This is a genomic window from Pontiella sp., assembly GCF_041622395.1.
Taxonomy (GTDB): domain Bacteria; phylum Verrucomicrobiota; class Kiritimatiellia; order Kiritimatiellales; family Pontiellaceae; genus Pontiella.
The window spans coordinates 1-23,629 of record NZ_JBFJYW010000014.1 but is presented as its reverse complement, the minus strand read 5'-3'; the positions used below and the strand labels follow the sequence as shown (position 1 = coordinate 23,629).

Below are 23,629 nucleotides of genomic sequence, written 5' to 3'. Positions count from 1 at the left end.
CCTCCATTCGTTTGGTCAGGATAATATCTAGCATATATGCTAGATGTCAATCCACATGTTCAGGCCATGTTTAAAGGGCGTTTTGATGATCGAAAACAGAAGGAACTAGTGAAAGACCAAACTCCAGATCGCCGACAACGTCGGCGACAACGTGGGCGACGTCGCGGGCATGGGGGCGGACCTGTTCGAATCCTACGTCGGGTCGATCATCGGCGCGATGGTGCTCGGCGTCAGCATTGCCGGGAGCGATGCATTCCGGCTGAAGCTGGTGGTCTTCCCGCTGCAGCTGGCGGTGGCCGGCATTATTGCCGCGATGATCGGCGTTGGACTGGTGCGCGTGAAGGAGGGGCAGTCGCCGCAGACGGCCCTGAACAAGGGAACCTTCGGCGCGGCGGGCATTGCCGCCGTCTTCTCCTTCCTGCTGAGCCGCTTCTTTCTGGGCAACGAAGGCGTGGTGGGTTATCTGAACGTATTTTTCGCCTCGGTGCTCGGCATGGTGGCCGGCACGCTGATCGGGATGATCACCGAATACTACACCGGCACCGATACCCGGCCGGTGAACAAGATCGTGAAATCCTGCGAAACCGGCGCGGCCACGACCCTCATCACCGGGATGGGCGTCGGCATGGTCTCGGCCTTCCCGCCGATCATCATCATCGTGGCGGCCATTCTGGGCAGCGAAGCCCTGGCCGGGCTCTACGGCATCGCCATCGCCGCGCTCGGCATGCTGATGACCCTCGGCGTCCAGCTGGCCGTCGATGCCTACGGCCCGATCGCCGACAATGCCGGCGGACTGGCCGAGATGTCGGAATTTCCGCCGGAAGTGCGCGAGGTTACGGACGAGCTCGATGCGGTCGGCAACACCACCGCCGCCATCGGCAAGGGATTTGCCATTGGTTCGGCCGCGCTGACGGCCATCATCCTGTTCTCGGCCTTCCGCCAGCAAGTTGGCGTGGGCACCATCGACCTGATGAATCCGAAGGTGATCTCCGGCGTGCTGCTGGGGGCGGTGCTGCCCTACCTGTTTTCCTCCATGGCGATGAACGCCGTGGGCGGAGCCGCGTTCGCCATGATCAAGGAGGTGCGCCGGCAGTTCCGCGAAAAGCCGGGCATCCTGAAAGAGACCGACGAGCCGGACTACAAGCGATGCGTCGACATTTCCACCGCGTCGGCGCTCAAGGGCATGGTGATTCCCGGCGTGGTTGCCGTGTTGACGCCCGTGCTGGTCGGCTTCATCGGCGGCCCGAAAATGCTGGCCGGAACCCTGATCGGCGTGACCTCCTCGGGGGTGGTGCTGGCCATCTTCATGTCGAACGCCGGCGGCGCCTGGGACAATGCCAAGAAAATGATCGAATGCGGCGCCAGCCAAGGCAAGGGCTCGGAGGCCCACAAGGCGGCGGTCGTCGGCGATACCGTGGGGGATCCCTTCAAGGATACCGCCGGCCCGTCGTTGAATATCCTATTAAAACTGATGGCCATCATCTCGCTGGTGATTGCGCCGATGCTTAAAACCTTCTGGGGGTTATAAAATGAACATTGAAAATCGAATCTACATGGTGCTCTACCCGAATACGGCCTTGATTGCGTCGCAGTTCGATCCCGAAACCTTTGCCCGGCACTACACCTCCGGCTCCAGCCGCCACTATTCCGGCAAGGTCGTTTTCGCCGAAATCGATCCCGCCTACCGCCACGACTTCTTCGACATCGATGCGATCCTCAAGGAGATGAGGCCCCACGAAGACGGGCGGCCGAAGGCGACCAAGTTCATTGCCTCCTACCGGGTACTTGAACATGTGGCCCTGTCGGCCATCGGCAAGCTGTACATCTCGACGCAGGAGGGCCACTGCCTGGGGCTGGAACGCGGCGAAGACCCCGCCTCGCGCAAGGAGGCGATCCGCATCTATGCCGAGATCGCGCCGATGCACATGCTGGTGATGTCGCGCTTCAATCCCCACGAATTCGGCGCCTACATCACCGATCCCACCAACCACAAGAGTGCGCCGAAGCAGTTCTACACCCAGCTGAACATCGACATCCCCGAATTCCTCGAGGAGTTCGAAGCCAATCCCTTCCAGCCCTCGCCGATCCCCTCGCTGCACCCCTCCACCATCCGGGACGGCTATCTCGAACTGATGGCCAAGCCCGACAAGAAAAGCAAGGGAATGGCCCTGGACAGCAACCTCGACAACATCTCCTACCGCTTGCTGAAGCACGGGTTCAACTTTTCCGCGAAAGGCGAAAGCATCTTCTATCCCCTGCCGGACCAACACACCATCGAAGCCAAGAACCTCAAGTTCTGGCGCACCATGTAGCGTGGGCGCAGACGGCGCCAATCCGGCATTCCAGGAACAACTGCGGGAGCGGATCCTGGAAATCGGCCGGAGGGAGGATTGTGCGCCGAAGCGCGCGGCCTGAGCCGATGCGGATTATGCCACGGGGAAATAGGTTTTGAAGCAACTGCCTTCGCCCGGCTTGCTGGAAACCGTGATCCAGCCTTTCATCTGCTGGACGATGCCGTACACGACGGACAACCCGAGCCCGGAACCCTTGCCCGCCTCCTTGGTGGAAAAGAAGGGTTCGAAGAGCCGCTCGAGCGTCTCCGGGCTCATGCCGAGCCCGGTATCGGAGATGGTCAGGCAGACATAGGACCCCGGCCGGGCGTCCGGAATGCAGGCGGCATCGGCCTCGTTGAACACAACCAATTCGGTGGCGATCGTGAGCCGCCCGCCGTCGGGCATGGCATCGCGGGCGTTGACCGCCATGTTCATGACAATCTGGTCCGTTTGCCCGCGGTCGGCCAGGATCGGCACCAGATCCGGCGCCGGCTGGAAGGCCAGGGTGTGCTGGTCGCCAAGCAGCATTTCGAGCAGCGGTTTGGAATCGTTGATGGCGGCGTTTAGATCGAAAGCCACCGGCTGCACGGGTTGCTCGCGGCTGAAGGCCAGCAGTTGCTGGATCAGCTGGGCGCCGCGCTTCGTCGATTTCCGGATCTCTTCGGCAAATCCGTATTCCTCGGCCTCCTCCTCCAGATGTATTTTGAGCAGACTGCTGAACCCGAGGATGCCTTGCAGGATATTGTTGAAATCGTGGGCGATGCCGCTGGTCAGCTGCCCGACGGCTTCGAGCTTCTGCTTTTGGCGGTCATGCTCTTCGCGCTGGAGTTCCAGCGAAATATCGCGCTTCAACGCCACGAAGTTGGTGATGGTCCCCTCGTTGTCGAACACCGGCGAAATCTGCGCCTGCTCGGTATAGCGGCTGCCGTCCTTGCGCAGGTTGACCAAACGCCCCTTCCAGGGTTTTCCCCCCAGCAGCGTATTCCAAAGCTCGGCATAAAACGCGGCGTCGTGCTCGCCGCTCTTCAACAGGCGGGGGTTTTTCCCGATCACTTCCTGGGCGGCATAGCCCGTGATCCGTTCGAAGGAGGGATTCACATACTGGATGGTGCCCTCCGTGTCGGTGATAATCACGATGTCGGGCGACTGTTCGATGGCAATGGTCAGGCGCCGCAGATCCATTTCGGCGCGTTTGCGCATTTCAATGTCGCGCACCACGACAATCAGGAGCTCCTTGCCCTCGATCCGGGTGGACGTCATGCTGGCGTCCACCCAGAACACCGTCCCGTCCGCCCGCTTGGCCTGCCATTCGAAATCGACATGCCCCTCCTCCCGGGCCTTGCGCATCCAGTCGTCGGCATTGGCTTTCCGGTAAATGGAGACGCCGGAACTGAGCGCTTCGATCGCGCAGCCGATCATCTGCCCGCGCGTCATGCGGTACATCCGTTCCGCCCCTCTGTTCACATCGACGATCACGCCGGTTTCGGCATCGTGGATGAAGATGGCATCGACGGTCGCGTTGAAGATGGCGTCGAGGTAGTCCTTCGCCTGGTTGAGCTCTTCGACGCGCTGCCGGAGCTGGGGATAGTAGCTTTTACGGGCGGAACGCTCGCCCAGGCCGAGGATTTTGTTGCGCAGGGCTTCGCGCTCGTTGTGGTTTTTAGAGTGCTCGGGCATAGAGGTTCTCCAGCTCGTCGGCGTCGAGGTCGCAGGGGTTGGTCACCAGACAGGCATCCTGCTCCGCCACCTTGGCCAGCGCGGCCAAATCTTCGGGCTTCACGCCGCAGTCGCCCAGACGCGGGGGAATGCCCGCCTGCCGTTGCAGCGTGCGGATCGATTCCAGCAGCCGCGCTTTGCACGCCGGCGCGGAAAGCGTCTGTTCCGCAATATCCATGGCGGCCGCCATGGCGCGGTAGCCCTGCTCCGCCGTCTCGAAGTTGCGTTCGACCACATGCGGCAGCAGAATCGCGTTGCACTCGCCGTGCGGCATGTCCAGCAGTCCGCCCAGCGCATGGGCCATCGCATGCACCGCCCCGAGACTGGCGTTCGAAAAAGCGAGCCCCGCATTCAGGCTGGCCAGCGACATTTGATGGCGGTATTCGAGGTTTTCGGGGTGCTCGATCGCCCCGACCAGATTGTTCCAGACCAACCGGATGGCCTCCTTCGCATGCAGGTCGGTCAGCGATGAGCGGGCGTTCGAAACCAACGCCTCCGCCGCGTGGGTAAGCGCATCGAGCCCCGTGGCCGCGGTGAGTTCGGCATCCATCGTGCAGGTGGTTTCCGGATCGATCAACGAAACATCCGGCACCAGAATCCGGCTCACGATCGCCATTTTCACGTGCCGGTCGATGTCGTTGATGATGCAGAATTGCGAGACGTCGGCCGACGAGCCCGAGGTGGTGGGAATGCAGATCAACGGCGGGCACGGCGTTGGAATGGTATCCACGCCTTCGAAATCGCGGATGCACCCCTCGTTCACGGCAAGGATGCCGATCGCCTTCGCGCAGTCCATCGGGCTACCGCCGCCGACCACCACAATGCCGTCGCACGCTTCGGCCAAGTAGCGCTCGCGCCCTGCTTGGCATTCATGGCTGCGGGGGTTGGGCGAGACGCCGTCGAACAGAACGGATTCAACGCCGGCGCGCGCCAGCGACTCGCGAACCTGTTCCATCCAGCCGGCAGCGATCACGCCGGCATCGGAAACAAGCAGTGCGCGGCGGATGCCGATATTGGCGGCATAGGCCCCCGCCCTAAAGCGGCTACCGACCCCATATAGGATTTCCGGAGCAAGGAACTTTCGCGGGTCCATTCCTGGAATTTGCGGTTGCACGTTAAAACCCCTCCTTTGTTGATCGCATTTCCGTTGAAGGCGGGGAATATAAAGACCGCACGGATTGCCGGCAAGCACATCTATCCGCGCGGCTTTCGCATGGCAGGCGACCATTGTGCTGTGCTAGCTTGTGCGGCTATGGAAAATCGCCCTTTGGAAAACAGCCCCTTTATCGCGTTGGTGAAGCACCGGACGAGTTGCCGGGCGTATGAGCCGAAGCCCGTGCCGCGGGATCATTTGGAACTGATGCTCGAGGCGGCGCGGCTGGCGCCGTCGGCCTGCAACAAGCAGCCGTGGCGCTTCGCGGTGGTGCAGGACGAGGCAACGCGCATGCGGCTGATCAACGAGGCGTTTCTGAGCGGGATTCCCATGAGATGGGCGGAGCATGCCGGGGCGATTGTTGCGCTGGGCATGGAAAAGTCGGCGATTACCCACCGGATTGCGCCGAAGATTTCGGGGGTCGACTATCCCTTGATCGATGTGGGCATTGCGGGCGAGCATCTGGTGCTGCAGGCCGAGGAGCTCGGGCTGGGCACCTGCTGGATCGGATGGATCAAGCCGAAAAAGGTCCGGCAGATCGTCGGCTGGCCCCCGTCGATTACCGCGGTGGGACTCATCACCGTCGGTTGGCCCGCCGCACAACCGCAACCGCGGCCGCGGTTGGATTTGGAAGCGATAGCGAAATGGATTTAAACAGCGAAAGGATCGGGCTTATGAAAGGGTGGATGTTCGGGGTGTTGATGTTGGGCGCAATGCCGGCGGTCGCGGGGGATTGGCCGGAGTTCCGCGGGCCGAACGGCGATGGACGCGTTGCAGACGCGCCGCCGTTGCCGCTGACGTGGAGCGAGACCGAGAACGTGACGTGGAAAACCGCGATCCCGAACATCGGCTGGTCGACCCCGGTCGCGATGGATGGCGCGATTTGGCTCACGAGTGCGACGGAGCAGGGCCACGACTTTTTCGTTCATCGCATCGATGCCGAAACCGGCAAGATGGTGTTCAGCGAAAAGCTGTTCCATTGCGACGAGCCGGAACCGCTCGGCAACAGCGTCAATTGCTATGCCTCGCCCACGGCCGCGCTGGAAAAGGGCCGCGTCTACGTCCATTTCGGCAGCTATGGAACCGCCTGCCTCGACACGCGCACGAACCAAACGCTCTGGAAGCGCAACGACATGCCCTGCCGCCACTACCGCGGTCCCGGCTCCTCCGCGATCCTTCACGGCGACCTGCTGATCCTGACGTTCGACGGCGTGGACCGCCAATACATGACCGCGCTCGACAAACACAGCGGAAAAACCGTGTGGCGCACCGACCGCTCCACGGAGTGGAACGACCTCGACGAAAGCGGCCAACCCAAACGCGAAGGCGATTTCCGCAAGGCCTTCTCGACCCCCATCGTCGCGACCGTTGACGGGAAGGAGCAGTTGATCTGCCCGGCGTCGTACGCCGTTTTCGCCTACAACCCGCAGACCGGCACCGAACTCTGAAAGGTTGCCCACGGCGGCTTTACCTCCCAGACCAGCCCCGTCTTCGCCAACGGGCTGGTCTTCGCCGTCACGGGCGCGGGCGTGGCCGAACTGCTGGCCATCCGTCCCGGCGGCGAGATCGCGTGGCGCTTCGGCGGGAAAGACGTGCCCTCCACCCCATCGCCGGTGGCCGTCGACGGGCTGGTGGTGGTGGTCAGCAACCGCGGAACGCTCACCTGCCTCGAGGCCGCGACGGGCAAAACGGTTTGGCGCGAACGCGCCGGAGGCAACCATATCGCCTCGCCGATCCTGGCCGGCGACCGCATCTACGTCTGCAGCGCCACCGGCAAAACCAAGGTGATCCGCGCCGGGCGCACCTTCGAGCTGCTGGCCGAAAACGTGTTGGACGAGGGGCTCATGGCCTCGCCCGCCGTCATGGACAACGCACTCCTGCTGCGCACCAAAACCCATCTATACCGGATCGATCAGCCCTAGCGCGCGCCGGCGGTTCGTCGGGCAACGGGCCGCAACGGGCGCCGCGGGAAAACGGGGCGGCGTGCCGTTCGATATTCCTTGTTCGCCATTCGGCGATTCCTGTATGGTTTGCGCCTTATTTTCCAATCCACGGAAACAGGAGTTTATGGAATGACACGCTTTTTGAAGTTATTTGCCGTCGCCTTGGGGCTCGCCGCCGCTGCACAGGCACAGTACACGAACATTTTGGATAACGTCTCGACCCAGTTCGTCGATTCGGCCTGGACCACGGATACGATCGTGGTCGGCGCCACGACCCAGTCCAACGCGCTGGGGATTTACGAGGGAGGGCACGTTACCAACATCACCTCGACGGTCGGCGAAGGCGCCGGGGCCGACGACAACATCGTCAATGTTTCCGGCGATGCCTCGTGGATCATGTCGGGCGACCTGATCGTCGGGAACGAAGGGTCGGGCAACTATTTCGAAATCGACGACGGCGCCACCGTCTCGAATGCCAACAGCTATGTGGGCATCGCAAGCAGCTCGACGGGCAACATCGTCGTGGTCACGGACTACGGCTCCGTCTGGAACAATGCGGGGACGATCTACATTGGCGCGGGCACGAGCAACCAAGTCGCCGTTTATTCCGGCGGCACCATTATTGCGCAGGCGCTCGACATTGCCGGAAGCGAGGGCGGGTTCTACCTGAGCTATGAAGGCACCTTGCGCATCAACAACGATTTCGATGCGGGGATGGACGGCTTCAACTGGTATTCCGGCGGGATGCTGGAAGTGACCGGCGACCTGACCGGCGTCGAGTCCACCAACGGCTTCAGCTACCTGAACAAAGAACGGGGCCTGACGATCGACGGCGGAACGTGGGCGACCTCGAACAAGCTGGTGGTCGGCTATGGCACCGGCGCAGACCTGACCGTCGAAAACGGCGGGTGGGTCTATGTCGGGGAAGCCACCACCAACCTGGCGGCCGGCGGCATCAGCGTGGCCTCGACCAACGGCGCGGAACTGGTGGTGGATAACGACGCCACGGTCGAAGCGCCCGGCCTCTACCTCGGCCAAGGCGGCGCAACGGGCTCGGCCACGGTGACCAACGGCGGCTTCGTGACGCTCGACGAACTGGTGATCGACGCCGGCAGCGCCTTCAACCTCGGCGACAACGGCACCCTGGAGATGACGGGCGACTTCGATCACGACGCCCAAACCAACTTGTACTGGGCGGACGGCGGCCACCTGGCGGTCGGCGGCACGCTGACCAAGAGCAACGGGCTCGACGGCACGGAACGCACGCTGACCCTGAGCGGGGGCAACTGGACCCTCGGCGACACCGCGGTGGTTTCGGGAACGAGCAACACGCTGAACGTTGCGGAGGGCGGCTGGCTGGCGACGGTTTCCGGCACGGTTTCCGGCACGAACAACGCCGTGGTGGTCGAAGACTCCGGCTCCGCCTGGACCAACGCGGGCACGCTGACGGTGACGGGCACGAACAATGCCGTGACCGTTCAGGACGGCGGGCGCATCGGTACGGACGAGCTCGCCGTGCACGACGGCAACGAGTTCAACCTGGAAGACGGCGGCACGCTGGCGATGACCGGCGATTTCGACGTCGAGTCGCACTCGAACCTCAACTGGAACGCGGGCGGCAACCTGTCGGTCGGCGGCAACCTGACGGGGATGGAGGGCGCCTACCTCAACGGGGAACGGGACCTGACGCTCGACGGCATCAACGCCCGCTGGGCGAACGGCACAAATAGTTTGCTCATCGGCAATAGCGCCGACAACAGCGACCTGGTCATCACCAACGGCGCGAAGGTATCGAGCGGCTACGGCTACATTGGCTGGGGCAGCGGCGCGGAGGACAACTCGGTGCTGGTGACCGGCAGCGGCTCCGCCTGGACGAACCGAAACGGCGGCCTTTACGTCGGCGTCTACGGCGACGATCTTACCCTGGGCGCGGGCGGCAACTCGCTGACGGTGCGCGACGGGGCCTGGGTGTTTGTCGGCGAAGCCACCACCAACGCCGCCGGCGGCGGCCTGCTGGTGGCCTCCACCAACGGCGCGGAACTGGTCGTTGGCAACGGCTCGGTGACGATGGAGGAAACGCTCTACCTCGGCCTCGACGCCGCCACGACCGGCACCAACATCATCAAGAGCGGCGGCTGGGTAACCGTCGGCGGGCTTGAAATCGCCGAGGGCAGCTATCTCGATCTGCGCGAAAACGGCACGTTCGCCATCACCTCCGATTTCGATCTGGCGGCATACGGCACCAACCAATTCAACTGGAGCGAAGGCGCCCAGCTGTCGGTCGGCGGCACGCTGACGGGCCTCTCGGCCACGAACCTCGTGGTGGACGGCGCAACGAACGCCTACACCTATCTCGGCGGTTCGCGCGACCTGATCCTCGACGGCACCAACGCCGGCTACACCGCGGCCAACCTGCTCGTGGGCCTCGGCGGCGACGGCTCCGAAATCCTGCTCCAGGGCGGTGCGGCGCTCAATAGCCAGAACACGATCATCGGCTGGGACTCCGACGACAACGTCATCAATGTCCAGAGCGGTTCGAGCTTCAACAACACGGGCAACGTGACCATCGGCTATGGCGACGACAACAGTCTGCAGATTTACTCCGCCGCCTCGGCGAACATCGGCCAGAACCTGCAGATCGGCACCGACGGCACATCGGGCAACTACGCCTATGTCAGCGGGTCGAATTCCACCTTGACCGTCGGCGGCAACCTGAACATCGGCACCGGCAGCGACGACGGCAGCAACTTGCTGATCGTGGACGACGGGGCGTACGCGCAGATCGGCGGCGACCTGACGCTCTATGCCTCGAACGCGCTCGCCATCTACGACGAAAGCCTGGTTGAAATCGGCGGCGACCTCAACGTTTACGACTACGGCGAGATCAGCGGCTCCGGAACCAACCTGTTCACGGGCGTGGGCGCAACGCTTTCATTGACCGGCACCAACTACTCCATTGGCGACGACATCGTCTTCAAGGCGACCGGCGCCGGAAGCCGGGTGAGCGTCAACGACGGTCAGTTCTTCGTCGACGGCTCCGTCTCCAACCAATATCTCGGGTTCGAGAAACTGACGCTGACCGACAGCTTGCTGTACGGCTCGGGGATCATCGATGCGGGGACCTTCGGCTCCTTGGAAATGACCGGCGGGACCATCAGCCCGCGCGACGGGGTTTCCTACCCCTACGCGACGCTCGAAATCAGTAGCGACGTTTCGTTCTCCGGCACGCGCTATCTCGCGCAGGGCAACCTGATCGACGGCGAGATGGAGAACGACCTGCTGATCCTCAGCGGCACCAACTCGGTTGATTTGGGCGGCCTCGACCTCGACGTCCAGGTGCTCGACTCGATCGTCGACACCGAGATCCCGATCCTGATTGCGACCAATGGCGGCTTCGGCGGCACCACCTTCAACTCCACCAACGTGGTGGACTACATGCTCCTGTTCGATACCGAGCTCGTCTTCGATCCCTCGGGCATCGTGAGCATGGTGACCACCGCCAACGGCGAGGAGTTCAGTTCGGCGCTCGATTATGCGGGCTCCGAAGGCATCCGCGCCGGGTACGGCGCCATGAAGAATTCGGTCTTTGCGCGCACCAAGCAGTTGCGCCGCAACCTGGTTGCGACCGCGCACTCGATGCCCAACGAGGCCTACCTGATGAGCCAGACCAACGACGTTCCCGCCGGGGCCATGGGGCCGGGCAACCAGAACACCATCTTCGACATGAATGTCTGGGTGCAGTATTTCAACGGCCAGGGCTCCTACGACGCGCAGGGCAACTCCTACGGCTTCGACCTCAACAACAACGGCACCACCATCGGCTTCGACCGGCTCTTCGGGGAAGACCTGACGCTCGGCCTCAACTACACCTACGCCCGCTCTTCGGCCGATACCACCAACGCCGACTCGGTCGACACCGAAACCTATTGGTTCGGCGCCTATGGCGAGTGGGTCGGCAAGAACGGGCTCTACGTGGACGCGATGGCGGCCGCCGGATACTCCAGCTACGACTCGATCCGCATCGAGGACAACTACGAGGGCATCGCGGCCTACAACGGCTCCAGCATGGGCGCCTATTGCGACGTGGGGCAATACTACTACTATAAGAACCTGGCCCTCTCCCCCTATGCCGGGCTGCACCTGCTCCACACCAAAGCCAACAGCCATACGGAAACGGAAACCACCAGCGGAGCCGAAACCACCGTGCACGACTTCGAACGCACCTGGCTCGAATCCGCCATCGGCCTCAAGGCCCGCTACCGCTTCGATACCGCTCTGGGCCGCTTCCAGCTGACCGGCTATGGCGAATGGGCCCACGACTTCCTCAACGAGGACGTCTACTCCACCCTCTCCGCCGGCGAAATGCCGGCGGTCGATATGGCGAAAATCACGCCCGACGCCGACCTCTTCAATACCGGCGCCGGCGTCAGCGTGATCTGCACCGACTACCTCGAAGTCGGGGTCGGTTACAACGGCCGTTTCAGCGACGACTACAAGGAGCATACCGGAACGCTCATGCTCAACGTCATGTTCTAAGCCGCCGCGTTGCGGCGGAGCGTTCGACGATATGCTCCTGTAGAGCGGCTTCGTTTTTAATAGAAAACCGGAGGTTTTACAGATGTTGTCATTCGGATGTTTATGCGTGTTGCTGGGGCTCGGCTATTGGCTGCGCCGCAAGCTGGTCGTTCTGCAAAAGCTATATCTTCCCGCCAGTGTCATCGCGGGTCTGCTCGGGTTGGCGGTGCTGCTCGTTCTGGATGTTCCCGACGAGATGACCGCCGGCTGGAACACGTTGCCGGGGCAATTGATCAATATCGTTTTCGCCTGCCTCTTCCTCGGCGCCGCATTGCCGCCGGTGGCGAAGGTTTGGAAAAGCTGCGGGCGGCAGCTGGCCTATGGCCAGGTCGTTGCCTGGGGACAATATGCCGTCGGGTGCGGACTGGTCCTGCTGCTGCTGGGCCCGCTCTTCCACCTGCCCGACGTTTTTGCGGGCATCATGCCCGTCGGTTTCGAGGGCGGCCACGGCACCGCCGGCGGCATGGGCCCGACCTTCGACGACCTCGGCTTCCCCGAAATGAAGGACTATGCGCTCGCCGCCGCCACGGGCGGCATTTTGGGCGCCATCATCGTCGGCATGGGGCTGGTCAACTGGGCCGTGCGCAAAGGCTACGTGGAAAAGAAGGCCAAGCCCGGCGTCGACATCGAAGACTTCAGCGGCATCATTCCCTTCGAACATCGCCCGCATGCCGGCAAGATCAGCGTCTCGTCCGACGTCATCGGCTCGCTCTCGCTGCACCTCGTCTTCGTGGGGGCCGCCATTCTGCTGGGCTGGCTGATGCAACAGGGGCTGCTGCTGCTTGGCGCCGGGCTGCCGGGCAAAGGCGCGGACATCTTCAAGAGCTTTCCGCTGTTCCCGCTCTGCATGCTCGGCGGCGTGATCGTCCAATGGCTGGCCGACCGCTTCGACCCGCACGACCACATGGACGAAGGCCTTATGCTGCGCATCCAAAACTGCGCGCTCGACTTCCTCGTCGTCGCCGCCATTGCCACCATCCGGATCGATGTCATTGCCAAGGGCTGGCTCCCGCTGGTGATCCTCATCCTGGCCGGAATCGGCTGGAACGTACTGATGTTGACCGTCTTTGCCCGGCGCGCCTTCAAGGATGCCTGGTTCGAGCGCGGCATTGCCGAGATGGGGCAATCCATGGGCGTCACCGCCACCGGCCTCCTGCTGCTGCGCGTCGTTGACCCCGACTACGAGACCGACGCCGCCGAAGCCTTCGCCGCCAAGCAACTGCTGCACGAACCCTTCATGGGCGGCGGCCTCTGGACCGGCGCCGCCATCCCCCTGCTCGCCCTCTACGGCGGCTGGCCCATCTTCGGCATCGCCATCGGGGCCATCGCACTCTGGACCCTCGTCCTTGTCGCCATGAACCGCCGCGACGCCTGATCCGCATTCCCGGCGCGGTTCTCTTTCGCCCCAAAAAGGAGCGGTGCATTCTACCGAATTGTCATTTGCTGATAAAAAGAACGCCACCCTGCAGCTTGTAGGAAAGTCCCGCCAAGCCCAATACGGCTTGAATCTGTTCCGCAATGGTCATTTCGGAGCCCCCCTCAAACGAGACCTTGAGCTCCGTGGCCTTGTCCTCGATCACCTTGGGGTCGATGAGTACGGGAAGCCCATACATCGCCCCCACGAGAGTCAGGTATGCATCGACTGGCGCATGGGCGAAATTCTGTTCTAGCGCATGCTTTCGGAGCACTTGGTCGAGCGCATCTCGCCACTCGCCGCCAGTCTCCTTATAGCATTCGAAAAGCGGGTCGTTTATCTTCACGGCACTCCGGGATGCAACGCGAATCGTTCCGTCATCCGCGATTTCGCCGCGGGCCTCGGCAAGATGGATCATCCATCCGAGCAGATACTTCGCTTCAACATCCCGCACCTGAATGGAACATCGCCGACGGCTTTTCCCTAGAGCGGAAACAAGCTCCGGGTCCACTTGGATCTCGAGCGGCGTCCACAAAGGGGATAGCTCGAAAATCGAATCCAACCCCATCTTATGCATGTGCAAGGAGAGCGGAGTTTCGAGTTTCTCGTGCATTGTTGAGGCCGGTGCCGCAACACCCGTGCACAGGCTGCCAAGCCACAGAAGAACGACGATTTTACTGTATAGTTTTCTCATACCCCATTTCCCTTCAATACGTTCTCGAAATGCATCCATCCCAGATGAATCTGCGAAACAGGCAACCAGTATAGGCTTACCCCGGAGAAACGCAATCGCATCCAGCGCGGCAGGGGAGCATCAATCCGAGGGTCGAATACGAGCCTTCCTCCTCAACCATGAAACCTCATCTTCGGGCTTGGAATGGGCCCCGAGGCCGGCGGCTTTGTCGGTTTTACGGCGAACCGTGTGCCAAAGGCACAACACAAGGTAGCATGGGGCGCAGCCCCATGAACCCCGCGCAATCCAATCCCCTCGCCCTGAACGGGCGATACCATTCGCATTTGGTGTCCTTAGAGCCCCCTCGAAGCGGCGGCTCTACTCACGTCTTGTGTTGCGCCTTCAGCGCAAGGTAAGCGCCCTTCCTGCGGACGCACCGGAATTTTTCTGCCACCCCATTTTTCTGCCTCCACTTCATGCGTTTTGGTGGTGGCATGGAAACGTAGGACAGGCATCTTGCCGGTCTGCGGCGGCCCCGATTGCTTTGCTTTTTGGAGGGGCGCAGGCTCTGCGACCAAGGCACGGAGCCCGTGCCCCTCCACCTCGCACCCGGAAGCACCGACCAGCCGGGCGGGTGCCGGCGCGCGGCGCGGTCCGGTAGAGCCGCCGCTATGAGGTGGCTCAGCCGATGCCCAGAGACACGGGATACGCGCCCGGTGTTTTTTTGGAGGGGCGCAGGCCCTGCGACCAAGGCACGGAGCCCGTGCCCCTCCACCTCGTACCCGGAAGAATGGCCGGTGGCGCATGAAGCCCCCTCGAAGCGGCGGCTCTACCGCGATACCATGGAAAGAAATTGCAACAAACCAAGGCGGCGGGCGCGGTTTGGCGGGGCGATCCGAGGCGAAGGGCGGCATTGACCTATTGACACGATGGCCGTTTCGCGTATTTTTCACAGCTTCGGAAACACAAAGGATTTGTATTATGGGTAAAAAAGACAAAGCAAAGGAACAGCAACTGAACGAAGAAGCCACCCTTGCCGCCGAAGAACTGGCGGACCAGGTGGCGGCGGAAGCCGAAGAGCTGCCCGACACCGAAATCATTGAAGACGACGAGCCCGCGCCCGCCGTGAAAGAAGAGGAAGACGAATCGCTGCGCGACCAGTTCGTACGCCTGCAGGCCGACTTCGCCAACTTCCGCAACCGCACCCAACGCGAACGCATCGAGCTCTACCAGCGCGCCAACGAGGACCTGCTGCTCGAAATCCTTCCGGTGCTCGACCACTATGAAATGGGCCTCCAAACCGCCGAACAGCACGATGCCGACAAGGCGGTCGTCGACGGCTTCAAGCTGGTCTACGACCAATTCCGCAACGTGCTCAAAAAGTTTAACCTGACGCCGATCGACGCGGTGGGCGAGGTGTTCGACCCCCACAAACACGAGGCGCTCACCCACATGCCGTCGGAAGAATATGCCGCCGAAATCTGCTCCAACCAGGTGCGGCGCGGCTACCTGTTCGGCGACAAGCTTCTCCGGCCCGCACAGGTCGTCGTCTCCTCCGGCCCGGCCGCGAAGAGCGAAGAATAGTTCTCGGATGCAACGAATGAAGGGTACGCGGCGAATCCATTCCGATGTTCGATTCGCGGCCGAACCCGTTTAGGAAAGATTATGGCTCATAAACGCGATTACTACGAAGTGCTTGGCGTCGACCGCAACGCTTCTGACGATCAGATCAAGAAGGCCTACCGCAAGGTGGCCATGAAATACCACCCCGACCGCAACCCCGGCGATGCCGCGGCGGAAGAGAGCTTCAAAGAGGCCTCCGAAGCCTACGAAGTGCTCTCCGACGCCAATAAAAAGGCGCGCTACGACCAGTTCGGCCACCAGGCCTTCGCGCCCGGCGGCGGTGGCTTCGGCGGCGGATTCGGCGGCGGATTCCACGATGCGTCCGACATTTTCGAGCAGGTCTTCGGCGGCGGCTTCAACATCAACGATCTCTTTGGCGGGGGCGGCGGACGCCGCCGCTCCAACGGCCCGGCGCGCGGTTCCGACCTGCGCTACGACCTGGACGTCGATTTCGAGGAAGCGGCCCTCGGCTCGCACCGCACGCTCACGCTTCCGGTGTCGAAAACCTGCGGCCGCTGCTCCGGCAACGGGACCGAACCCGGCACCTCCAAAAGCACCTGCCCCACCTGCGGCGGGCGCGGCCAGGTCAGCTCCGGCGGCGGCTTCATCCAGTTTTCCCAGACCTGCCCCTCCTGCGGCGGCGCCGGCGAAACCATTTCCAACCCCTGCCACGAGTGCAACGGCGCCGGCAGCGTCAAGGAACGCAAGACCATCAAGCTGCGCATCCCGGCGGGCGTCGAATCGGGCTCGCGCCAGCGCCTGCCCGGCAAGGGCGAAGCCGGTACGCGCGGCGGCCCCGCCGGCGACCTCTTCATCGTCTTCCACGTGCGCGACCACGAGCTGTTCAAGCGCAGCGACCTCGACATCTATTGCGAAGTGCCGGTTCCGTTCCAAATCGCGATGCTCGGCGGCGAAATCGAAGTGCCGACCATCCACGGCGGCGCCAAGCTCAAGATTCCGGCGGGCACCGAAAGCGGCAAGATCTTCCGCCTGCGCGGACAGGGCGTGATCGACGCCGCCCATGGCCACGGCAAGGGCGACCAGCATGTCCAGGTCAAGATCGAGATTCCCACCCGTCTCTCCGGCAAGGAAAAGAAGGCCATGCAGGAACTCTGCGACAAGCTCCACGAAAACCATTTCGACGAAACCATCCGCATCAAGAAGGCCGCGCAAAAGTTCTACGAGCGCAAACGCGCGCTCGAAGCGGAGTAGCATCGGCGGATTGGGGCCGAGGCCCTCCCTGGAAGCATGAGAATTAATTCACTCGTCGAAGCTGCGGAGCTCGAGAAGACGGTCGCCGTCCTCTCGCCGGAGGAGTCGCACCATCTGGCGCGGGTGCTCCGGGTGCAGCCGGGGCAGGAAATGACCCTGTTCGACGGCCAGGGCGGCGTGGCCGAAGGTGCCATCGTTGCCGTCTCGAAAACGGCGGTCGAAGTGGAAATTGCCAAGCGCTGGACGGTTCCGAAGCCCGCAATCGAGATCGATCTGATCCAGGCCGTGCCGAAACCCGAGCGCTGGGAGCTGGTGCTGCAGAAGGCCGTCGAACTCGGCGCCACGGCGATCCGGCCGATCCTGACGCGGCACACCGAATTCAAGCCGAACCCCAAGAAGCAGGAGCGCTGGAGCAAAATCGTGCTCAACGCCGCGCAGCAATGCGAGGTCCGCTGGCTACCCAGGCTCCACGGCCTCGAAAAGCTCGAGGCCGTGCTGCCCACCCTCGCCGGCTACGACCTCGTTTTGGTCGGCTCCCTCTACGAGGGGACCAAGCGGTTCCGCGACGTCGCCATGCAGGACAAAAGGCGAATCGCCCTGCTGATCGGTCCCGAAGGCGATTTTTCGCGCGAAGAGGTCGCGGCCATGGTCGAAGCGGGCGCCGTTGCGGTCTCTTTCGGCGACCGGATCCTGCGGACCGAAACCGCCGCCATTTTCGGACTGAGCGTGCTGGCCTACGAACGGCTGTAGGCGGAACGTCCGCCCCTGGATGGTGTTGGGTGGGCGCTGCGCGCCGCGTTCCACCGGTCCCGGCCGCCGGCCGCCGGCGAACAACCGGAGCGTTTGCGCCGGCACATCCAATGCTAAACGCTTTGACCTTGACCAATCGGGGCGAATTGCCACATTGTTTCCCGATTTTACAGAACCCATTTTACACTTAAAGGAAAGTCATATGTTCAACCGGGCCATGGGGATGTTCTCCAGCGATATTGGAATCGATCTGGGAACCGCGAACACGTTGGTGTATGCGCGGGATCGCGGGATTGTCATCCGCGAGCCCTCGGTCGTGGCGGTACAGGCCGGCACGAACCGGGTTTTGGCCGTCGGCGACGAGGCCAAAAGGATGCTCGGCCGTACGCCGGGGAACATTGTGGCCATCCGCCCTCTGAAGAGCGGGGTGATCGCCGATTTCGAAGTCACCGAGGCGATGCTCCGCTATTTTATCCAGAAGGTGCATAGCAGGAAGAGGATGGTACGGCCCCGGGTGGTGATTGCCGTACCCAGTGGCATTACCGAAGTGGAGAAGCGCGCGGTGAAAGACTCCGCAATGCATGCGGGCGCGCGCGACGTGTTTTTAATTGAAGAACCAATGGCCGCGGCGATCGGGGTGGGACTGCCTGTACAGGAACCCGCCGGCAACATGATCGTCGATATCGGGGGGGGGACGACCGAAGTGGCCGTGATCTCCCTCGCCGGGATAGTTTACAGCCGGAGCGTGCGCGTTGGTGGCGATGAGATGGACGAGGCGATTATCCAGCACATCAAGCGGGAATATAATTTGTTGATTGGAGAGAGAACCGCCGAAGAAATTAAGATTACGATGGGATCGGCCCTGGCTACCGGTGACGAAAGCACCATGGAAGTCAAGGGACGCGATCTGGTTGCCGGGCTGCCGCGGACGCTGACGATCAGCTCCGAAGAGGTGCGCCAGGCGTTGCAGGATCCCGTGAATGCCATCGTCGAGGCGGTGCGCATCACGCTCGAACGGTGCCTGCCCGAACTGTCGGCCGACCTGGTCGACCGCGGCATGGTTCTGGCCGGCGGCGGGGCGCTGCTTCGAGGTTTGGACGTATTGATTTCAGAGAAAACCGGCCTGCCGGTGCACATCGCGGACGATCCGCTGAGCGCCGTGGCCGAGGGGACTGGAATCGTTCTGCACGAAATCAATTTCCTTCGCAAAATGGCGGGGCCCAACACCTAGGCTCCTCCCCAATCCGAATTTGTTCCGCAACCGTGCTGTTGCGCCTGTCCACCCACTAGGGGCGGATAGTGTTGAGGAATAAAAAATTAATATACGCCACAGCAACCGTTGTGTTGCTGGTGGTTGTATTTGTTCCGATTCCCTCGCTCACCCAAAAAGGCAAGGGGGCGGTTCGTGACGCCATGGCCCCGGCAGAACGCGGGGCTTCGAGCGTATGGCAGCGCTTTGCCGAGGCCATTGCGGCCATCCGCGGCATTGGCGGCGCGGTGGGGAAAAACCGCGAACTCGCGCACGAACTCGTCCGCATCCAGGCCGACCTCAACCGCCTGCAAGATGCCGAGGCCGACAACGCGCGCCTGCGCCGCGCCTTCGAATTCCGCCAAGCCAACTCCTATTCCATGATCCCGTGCGACGTCATCAGCCGCGACATCTCCGGCTGGTGGAACTCCGTGCGCATCGGCAAGGGCCGCGCCGACGGCATCGGCGAAAACCGCGCCGTCATCAGCCCCGACGGCCTGGTGGGCCGGACCAAGGAGGTTTCGAAATTGACGAGCGAAGTGCTGCTGGTCTCCGACCCGGCCTGCCGCGTTTCGGCGCGCATCGCCCGGCTCAAGAACGGCGGCTACGGGCTGGTCCGGGGCGCGGGCAGTACGCTGAAGGGCTATCCCCGGGCCCGCATGGAATTCATCAACAAGGATGTCGAAATCAAGGTGGGCGACGAAGTGGTGACGTCCGGCCTCTCGAGCGAGGGCGGGCTGTTCCCCAAGGGCGTACACATCGGCTATGTGGAAAAGGTCTATCAGGACAAATCCGGCCTGTTCCAATATGCCGAGATCATGCCGCGCGCGACCGTCGGCCTGCTGGACTATGTTTTCGTGGTGACCGACCTGCGGCCGGAGGCGCAACGATGAAACGGCGCCTGCTCATGATTCTACTGCTGGCGCTGGCCGCCCTGCTCCAGCAGGTCCTGCCCGCCTGGCCGCTGTTCGGCGGGATGAAGCCGCCGATTCTCGCCGCGATGGTGCTCTACTATGCCCTGCGCCGCGACAACCGCGAGATGTGGATCGTCGTCTTCGTTGCCGCGGTGCTGCAGGACGGCCTCAACCTCGGCTCGTTCGGCCCGGCGCTGCTGGCCTTCCCGGCAATCGGCATCGTGGCCAACAAGGTCCGCAACGAAGTGTTTGCCGACGGTCTGGTTTCCCAGCTGGTTTTCGGTGCCGCGGCCGGCTTGTTCACGACGTTTTCGGCCCTGCTGATCTATGGGATCACCGGACAGCGGCCGGTGCAGTTCGGCGAATCGCTGATGCGGCTGGGCGGCTCGTTCTGGCTCGGCATGGCCACCTTGCCGCTGGTCTCGCTCTCGATCAACAAACTGGAGGCCGCCCTCCCCAAACGCAAGGGGTACGGATGGCAATGAAGGTAAGAAAGAAGCGCAAGCAGAACAAACTCGTCATCTGGGTGATTTTCGCCCTGATGACGCTGGGTTCCACCACGCTGGTTGCCAACCTTTGGCAACTGCAGGTGCGCTCGAAAGGCGATTTCGACGACCGGCTCTTCATGCAGAGCGTGCGGCGCATCCGCTTGCCTGCGGTGCGCGGCAAGATCTACGACCGCAACGACAACGTGCTGGCCGACAGCGTACCGAACTACTGCATCGCCATCTACACCGAGGAGCTCTATGCCCCGAAATCGATGGTGGCCAAGACGCTCGAACTCGTCCACGAAATCTGGATGCGCGTCGGGCGCAAGCCGGACGTCAGCTATGCCGACATCAAGCGGCACCTGCAATTCGTGCCTGGACAACCGCTCACGGTCTACAAAAACCTGACCGACACCGAGCTGGCCCGCTGGCAGACCCTGTTCGGCCAATGGAGCGAGGATTTCCCGGTTCCGGGGCTCAGAACCCACGATCCCCTCAGCGTATCCAGCATCGCCATCGAAACCGCCGAGCTCGAAAAGCGCGCCACCTCCACCTCGGCCAACACCCTGGAAATGGTCTACAAGATCTACGAGCGCCTCTACGGCCGCGTCGATATGGAAAAACTGCCGATCGGCCTGCGCGGCATCAAGCGGCATATCGCCTCCCAGCGGCCGGTGCCGTTGCTGGCCTGGCAGCATATCGACCAGAAAACCATCGCGAAATGGGCCGAAACCTGCGCCGACCTCACCGCAACCGATATCTATTGCCTGCCCTCGCGCACCTATCCCGAAGGCGAAAACCTCGCCCACCTCATCGGCTTCACGCGCGAGGCCGATACGGTGAACCCCAAGGAAGGGGAATTCGTTGCCGAGGAGGATAAATTCCACTACGACGTGCGCGGCATCAAGGGCAAGAAGGGGCTGGAAGGCCTCTACAACGAGCTGCTCGAAGGCGAACCCGGCTACGAGCTGGTCCAGATCGATGCCGACGGCTTCCGCCATCGCGACCTCCAGTCCCTGCCCTCGAGCGCCGGCGGCGATCTCCAGCTGACCATCGACAAGCATATCCAGCAGTTCGCCAAGGAAGCCCTGACGATGCATCTGGACACCGACCCGTTCAAGGGCCCGGTGAAAGGCGCCGTCGTCGTGCTCGACCCCAACAACGGCGACGTGCTGGCCATGGTCAGCTCGCCGATGTTCGACCCCAATGAATATATGGTTTCGAGCGATTATGTCCGGTCGCTGATGACTGACACGAACGCCCCGACGCTCAACCGCGCGGTCTACGGCCAATATGCCCCGGGCAGCACCTTCAAACCGATCGCCTGCCTGGGCGTTTTGCGCGAGCACCCGGAATATGTCGAGGTCCACCACGACTGCCCCGGCTTCCACATGGTCGGCAAACGCAGAATGCACTGCCATGCCCGCTATGGCCACGGCGACGACCTATCCATGCGGGAAACGCTGGAAAAATCCTGCAACGTCTACATGTTCAAGATGGCCATCGACGTCGGCTACGAGCCAATCTACCGCATGGCGAAAGACTTCGGTCTTGGCCAGCCCGTCGGCCTCTTCCCGGACGTGGAGGATCTCTCCGGCACCTTCATGACCAAAGGGAGCAAATACGGCAACCTCCCCGAAACCGCCGTGGGGCTCGCCGGCGCGTGCAACCTTTCGATCGGACAGGGCGATCTCATCGTGGCGCCGCTGCAAATGGCGATGGTGGCCGCAACGATCGCCAACGGCGGCCACCTCTACCGGCCCCGCCTGATCAAGAAATTCCGGTTCGCCCCCGACCGCCCCTACGAAACCAACCCCACCTCGCAGATCCGCTACATCGCCCTTCCCGACGAGGCGCTGGCCACCGTGCGCGGCGGCATGCACGACGTCGTCATGGGCGGCGAAGAAGCCGCGAAATGCGTGCAGGTGGAGGATATCGTGATCGCCGGCAAAACGGGCACCGCCGAATACGGCCCCAAGGAGCTGGGGAAAAAGAACACCTGGATGATTTCCTATGCCCCGTTCGACTTCCCGCGCTACGCGATTGCCTTCATCGTCGAGGACGGCGTCTATGGCGGCACCACGGTTGCGCCGCGCCTGCATGAGCTCTACTCCAAGATCTTCCACTACGACGGCACCCTCTCAAAGGAGGTGCCGCGATGAACGGGATCGACCCCAAACGGGTGGACTGGACCATGCTGGGCACCATCCTCATCCTGATGACGATGAGCGTGGCGTTTGTCTATAGCGCGCAGTTCAAGTCGGCCGAGAGCCATGGCGACCACTGGGAAAAGCAGCTGCTTTTCGCCGGGATGGGGCTGGTCATCTACGCCGCGCTGGTGTGGTTCGACTATAAACTGTTCTTCACGTTCTCGTGGTGGGTCTATGCCGGCGCCATCGGCTTGCTGTTGCTGGTCTTCGTGTTCGAACCGATCAACGGGGCGCAGCGCTGGATCCCGCTGCCCAGCTTCACGCTGCAACCCTCCGAGCTGGCCAAGATCGCGGTCTCGATCAAACTCGGCGCCTACCTTTCGTCGCCCGACCGCGATATGGACGAGTGGAAAACCTTCTTCACCTGCGCGGCCATTGCCGGGCTGCCGTTCCTGCTGATTGCGACCGAGCCGGACTTGAGCACCTCGCTCACGCTCGTGCCGATCACGCTGGCAATCATGCTCTACATGGGCGTGCAGCGCAAACTCTTGCTGGGCGGCGCCACGGCCATTGTCCTGGTTGCCGTGGTGGCCTGCGTCTGGATCAAGTTCGAACGCCCGCCCGAGGGCCAGCCCGCCGCCAAGGGGCAGATCCTGCCGCCGATGCCGTTGCTGGAGGATTACCAGAAAGACCGCATCAAGGTCTTCCTGCTGCAGGACTACGACGTCGCCGGCGCCGGCTGGAACAAGCTGCAGTCGCAGATCGCGGTGGGATCGGGCGGCCTCAACGGCAAGGGCTATCTGCAAGGAACGCAGAACATCCTCGGCTTCCTGCCGGCGGCCGTGGCGCAATCGGATTTCATCTTCTGCGTCATCGCGGAAGAGACTGGATTTATGGGTGGAGCGCTGATCATCGCGCTCTACACCGTTTTGTTAGCAAGATGTATGCGGGTATCGTTGCGATCCCGCGATGAGTTTGGGCGGCTCGTGGCGCTGGGAATCGGCGTCATGTTGTTCTGCCATGTGTTTGTGAACATTGCGATGACGATCGGTATTCTACCGATCACGGGACTGCCGTTGCCCCTCATGAGCTACGGCGGTTCCTTCATGGTCTCGACCATGATCGCACTCGGGCTGGTGCAAAGCGTGTACCAGCGTCGAAGAATTAGATAAGGAGAGTCAACATGCTTCAGAAATTCAAGGCCCTCGGGGGCCATAAACGGGAAAAGAAGGAAATCATCATCAACATCGAACCGCTCGAAACGCGGGTGGCGGTGCTCGAAGATGGCAAACTCGACAATTTCCACATTGAACGCCAGGAAGACAACCGGATCGTCGGCAGCATCTTCAAGGGCAAGATCCAGAACCTCGAAGACGGCCTGCAGGCCGCCTTCGTCGATATCGGTCTGAAAAAGAACGCCTTCATCCATTACTGGG

General features: G+C 62.3%; 17 protein-coding genes and 2 pseudogenes. 16 read left to right on the top strand and 3 right to left on the bottom strand.

What is annotated here, in order from left to right:
* Nucleotides 1–127: 127 nt before the first annotated feature.
* Together ABYO54_RS01685 and ABYO54_RS01680 are read left to right on the top strand one after the other, a co-directional pair.
* Nucleotides 128–1,528 (top strand): annotated as a pseudogene (locus tag ABYO54_RS01685) (sodium-translocating pyrophosphatase); the annotation flags it as partial.
* A 1-nt stretch (nt 1,529) separates the two neighbouring features.
* Nucleotides 1,530–2,312, top strand: coding sequence for a hypothetical protein (locus tag ABYO54_RS01680; protein ID WP_372806266.1), 783 nt, complete (start codon nt 1,530–1,532; stop codon nt 2,310–2,312).
* Between the two features lie 114 nt (nt 2,313–2,426).
* Here the strand turns inward: ABYO54_RS01680 and ABYO54_RS01675 are convergent, their stop codons facing one another.
* Nucleotides 2,427–4,010: a PAS domain S-box protein gene (locus tag ABYO54_RS01675; RefSeq protein WP_372806264.1), complete on the bottom strand. Its 1,584-nt coding sequence runs from the start codon at nt 4,008–4,010 to the stop codon at nt 2,427–2,429.
* Nucleotides 3,994–5,142, bottom strand: a complete 1,149-nt coding sequence (gene ercA, locus ABYO54_RS01670; RefSeq protein ID WP_372806263.1) for an alcohol dehydrogenase-like regulatory protein ErcA — start codon at nt 5,140–5,142, stop codon at nt 3,994–3,996. Before ercA ends, ABYO54_RS01675 begins: the two co-directional genes overlap by 17 nt.
* A 174-nt stretch (nt 5,143–5,316) precedes the next feature.
* Between ercA and ABYO54_RS01665 the strand changes: the two genes are divergently transcribed.
* The 5 genes from ABYO54_RS01665 (at nt 5,317) to ABYO54_RS01645 (ending at nt 13,095) form a co-directional block, all read left to right on the top strand.
* Nucleotides 5,317–5,856 (top strand): nitroreductase family protein, encoded by a 540-nt coding sequence (locus ABYO54_RS01665; RefSeq protein WP_372806261.1) that lies wholly within the window; start codon nt 5,317–5,319, stop codon nt 5,854–5,856.
* A gap of 20 nt (nt 5,857–5,876) precedes the next feature.
* Nucleotides 5,877–6,650, top strand: coding sequence for a PQQ-binding-like beta-propeller repeat protein (locus tag ABYO54_RS01660; protein ID WP_372806259.1), 774 nt, complete (start codon nt 5,877–5,879; stop codon nt 6,648–6,650).
* 81 nt (nt 6,651–6,731) lie between these two features.
* Nucleotides 6,732–7,124, top strand: coding sequence for a PQQ-binding-like beta-propeller repeat protein (locus ABYO54_RS01655; protein ID WP_372806258.1), 393 nt, complete (start codon nt 6,732–6,734; stop codon nt 7,122–7,124).
* A gap of 150 nt (nt 7,125–7,274) precedes the next feature.
* Nucleotides 7,275–11,681: an autotransporter domain-containing protein gene (locus tag ABYO54_RS01650; protein WP_372806256.1), complete on the top strand. Its 4,407-nt coding sequence runs from the start codon at nt 7,275–7,277 to the stop codon at nt 11,679–11,681.
* Nucleotides 11,682–11,763: 82 nt separating this feature from the next.
* The gene (locus ABYO54_RS01645) at nt 11,764–13,095 is read left to right on the top strand and encodes a sodium/glutamate symporter (RefSeq protein ID WP_372806254.1); all 1,332 of its coding nucleotides are present in this window, start codon (nt 11,764–11,766) and stop codon (nt 13,093–13,095) included.
* Nucleotides 13,096–13,156: 61 nt separating this feature from the next.
* Here ABYO54_RS01645 and ABYO54_RS01640 read toward each other — a convergent pair whose 3' ends face one another.
* Complete coding sequence (locus ABYO54_RS01640; RefSeq protein WP_372806252.1) at nt 13,157–13,828, bottom strand: hypothetical protein; 672 nt, start codon at nt 13,826–13,828, stop codon at nt 13,157–13,159.
* 960 nt (nt 13,829–14,788) lie between these two features.
* Here ABYO54_RS01640 and ABYO54_RS01635 point away from each other — a divergent pair.
* The 9 genes and pseudogenes from ABYO54_RS01635 to ABYO54_RS01595 all read left to right on the top strand — a co-directional run.
* Nucleotides 14,789–15,391 carry a nucleotide exchange factor GrpE gene (locus tag ABYO54_RS01635; RefSeq protein ID WP_372806250.1) on the top strand — a complete coding sequence of 201 codons (603 nt, stop codon included), beginning with the start codon at nt 14,789–14,791 and terminating at the stop codon, nt 15,389–15,391.
* 81 nt (nt 15,392–15,472) lie between these two features.
* Entirely contained in the window at nt 15,473–16,642 is a 1,170-nt protein-coding gene (gene dnaJ / locus ABYO54_RS01630; protein WP_372806249.1) for a molecular chaperone DnaJ, read from the top strand.
* A 36-nt stretch (nt 16,643–16,678) separates the two neighbouring features.
* Nucleotides 16,679–17,392: a 16S rRNA (uracil(1498)-N(3))-methyltransferase gene (locus ABYO54_RS01625; protein WP_372806247.1), complete on the top strand. Its 714-nt coding sequence runs from the start codon at nt 16,679–16,681 to the stop codon at nt 17,390–17,392.
* A 202-nt stretch (nt 17,393–17,594) separates the two neighbouring features.
* Nucleotides 17,595–18,623 carry a rod shape-determining protein gene (locus ABYO54_RS01620; RefSeq protein WP_372806267.1) on the top strand — a complete coding sequence of 343 codons (1,029 nt, stop codon included), beginning with the start codon at nt 17,595–17,597 and terminating at the stop codon, nt 18,621–18,623.
* 68 nt (nt 18,624–18,691) lie between these two features.
* Nucleotides 18,692–19,534, top strand: a complete 843-nt coding sequence (gene mreC / locus ABYO54_RS01615) for a rod shape-determining protein MreC (RefSeq protein ID WP_372806245.1) — start codon at nt 18,692–18,694, stop codon at nt 19,532–19,534.
* Complete coding sequence (mreD, locus tag ABYO54_RS01610) at nt 19,531–20,040, top strand: rod shape-determining protein MreD (protein WP_372806243.1); 510 nt, start codon at nt 19,531–19,533, stop codon at nt 20,038–20,040. The genes mreC and mreD overlap by 4 nt, the downstream gene beginning before the upstream one ends.
* Nucleotides 20,037–22,205, top strand: a complete 2,169-nt coding sequence (locus ABYO54_RS01605) for a peptidoglycan D,D-transpeptidase FtsI family protein (RefSeq protein WP_372806241.1) — start codon at nt 20,037–20,039, stop codon at nt 22,203–22,205. Before mreD ends, ABYO54_RS01605 begins: the two co-directional genes overlap by 4 nt.
* Entirely contained in the window at nt 22,202–23,365 is a 1,164-nt protein-coding gene (rodA, locus tag ABYO54_RS01600) for a rod shape-determining protein RodA (protein WP_372806240.1), read from the top strand. Before ABYO54_RS01605 ends, rodA begins: the two co-directional genes overlap by 4 nt.
* 11 nt (nt 23,366–23,376) lie before the next feature.
* Nucleotides 23,377–23,629, top strand: a pseudogene (locus ABYO54_RS01595) (ribonuclease E/G); the annotation flags it as partial.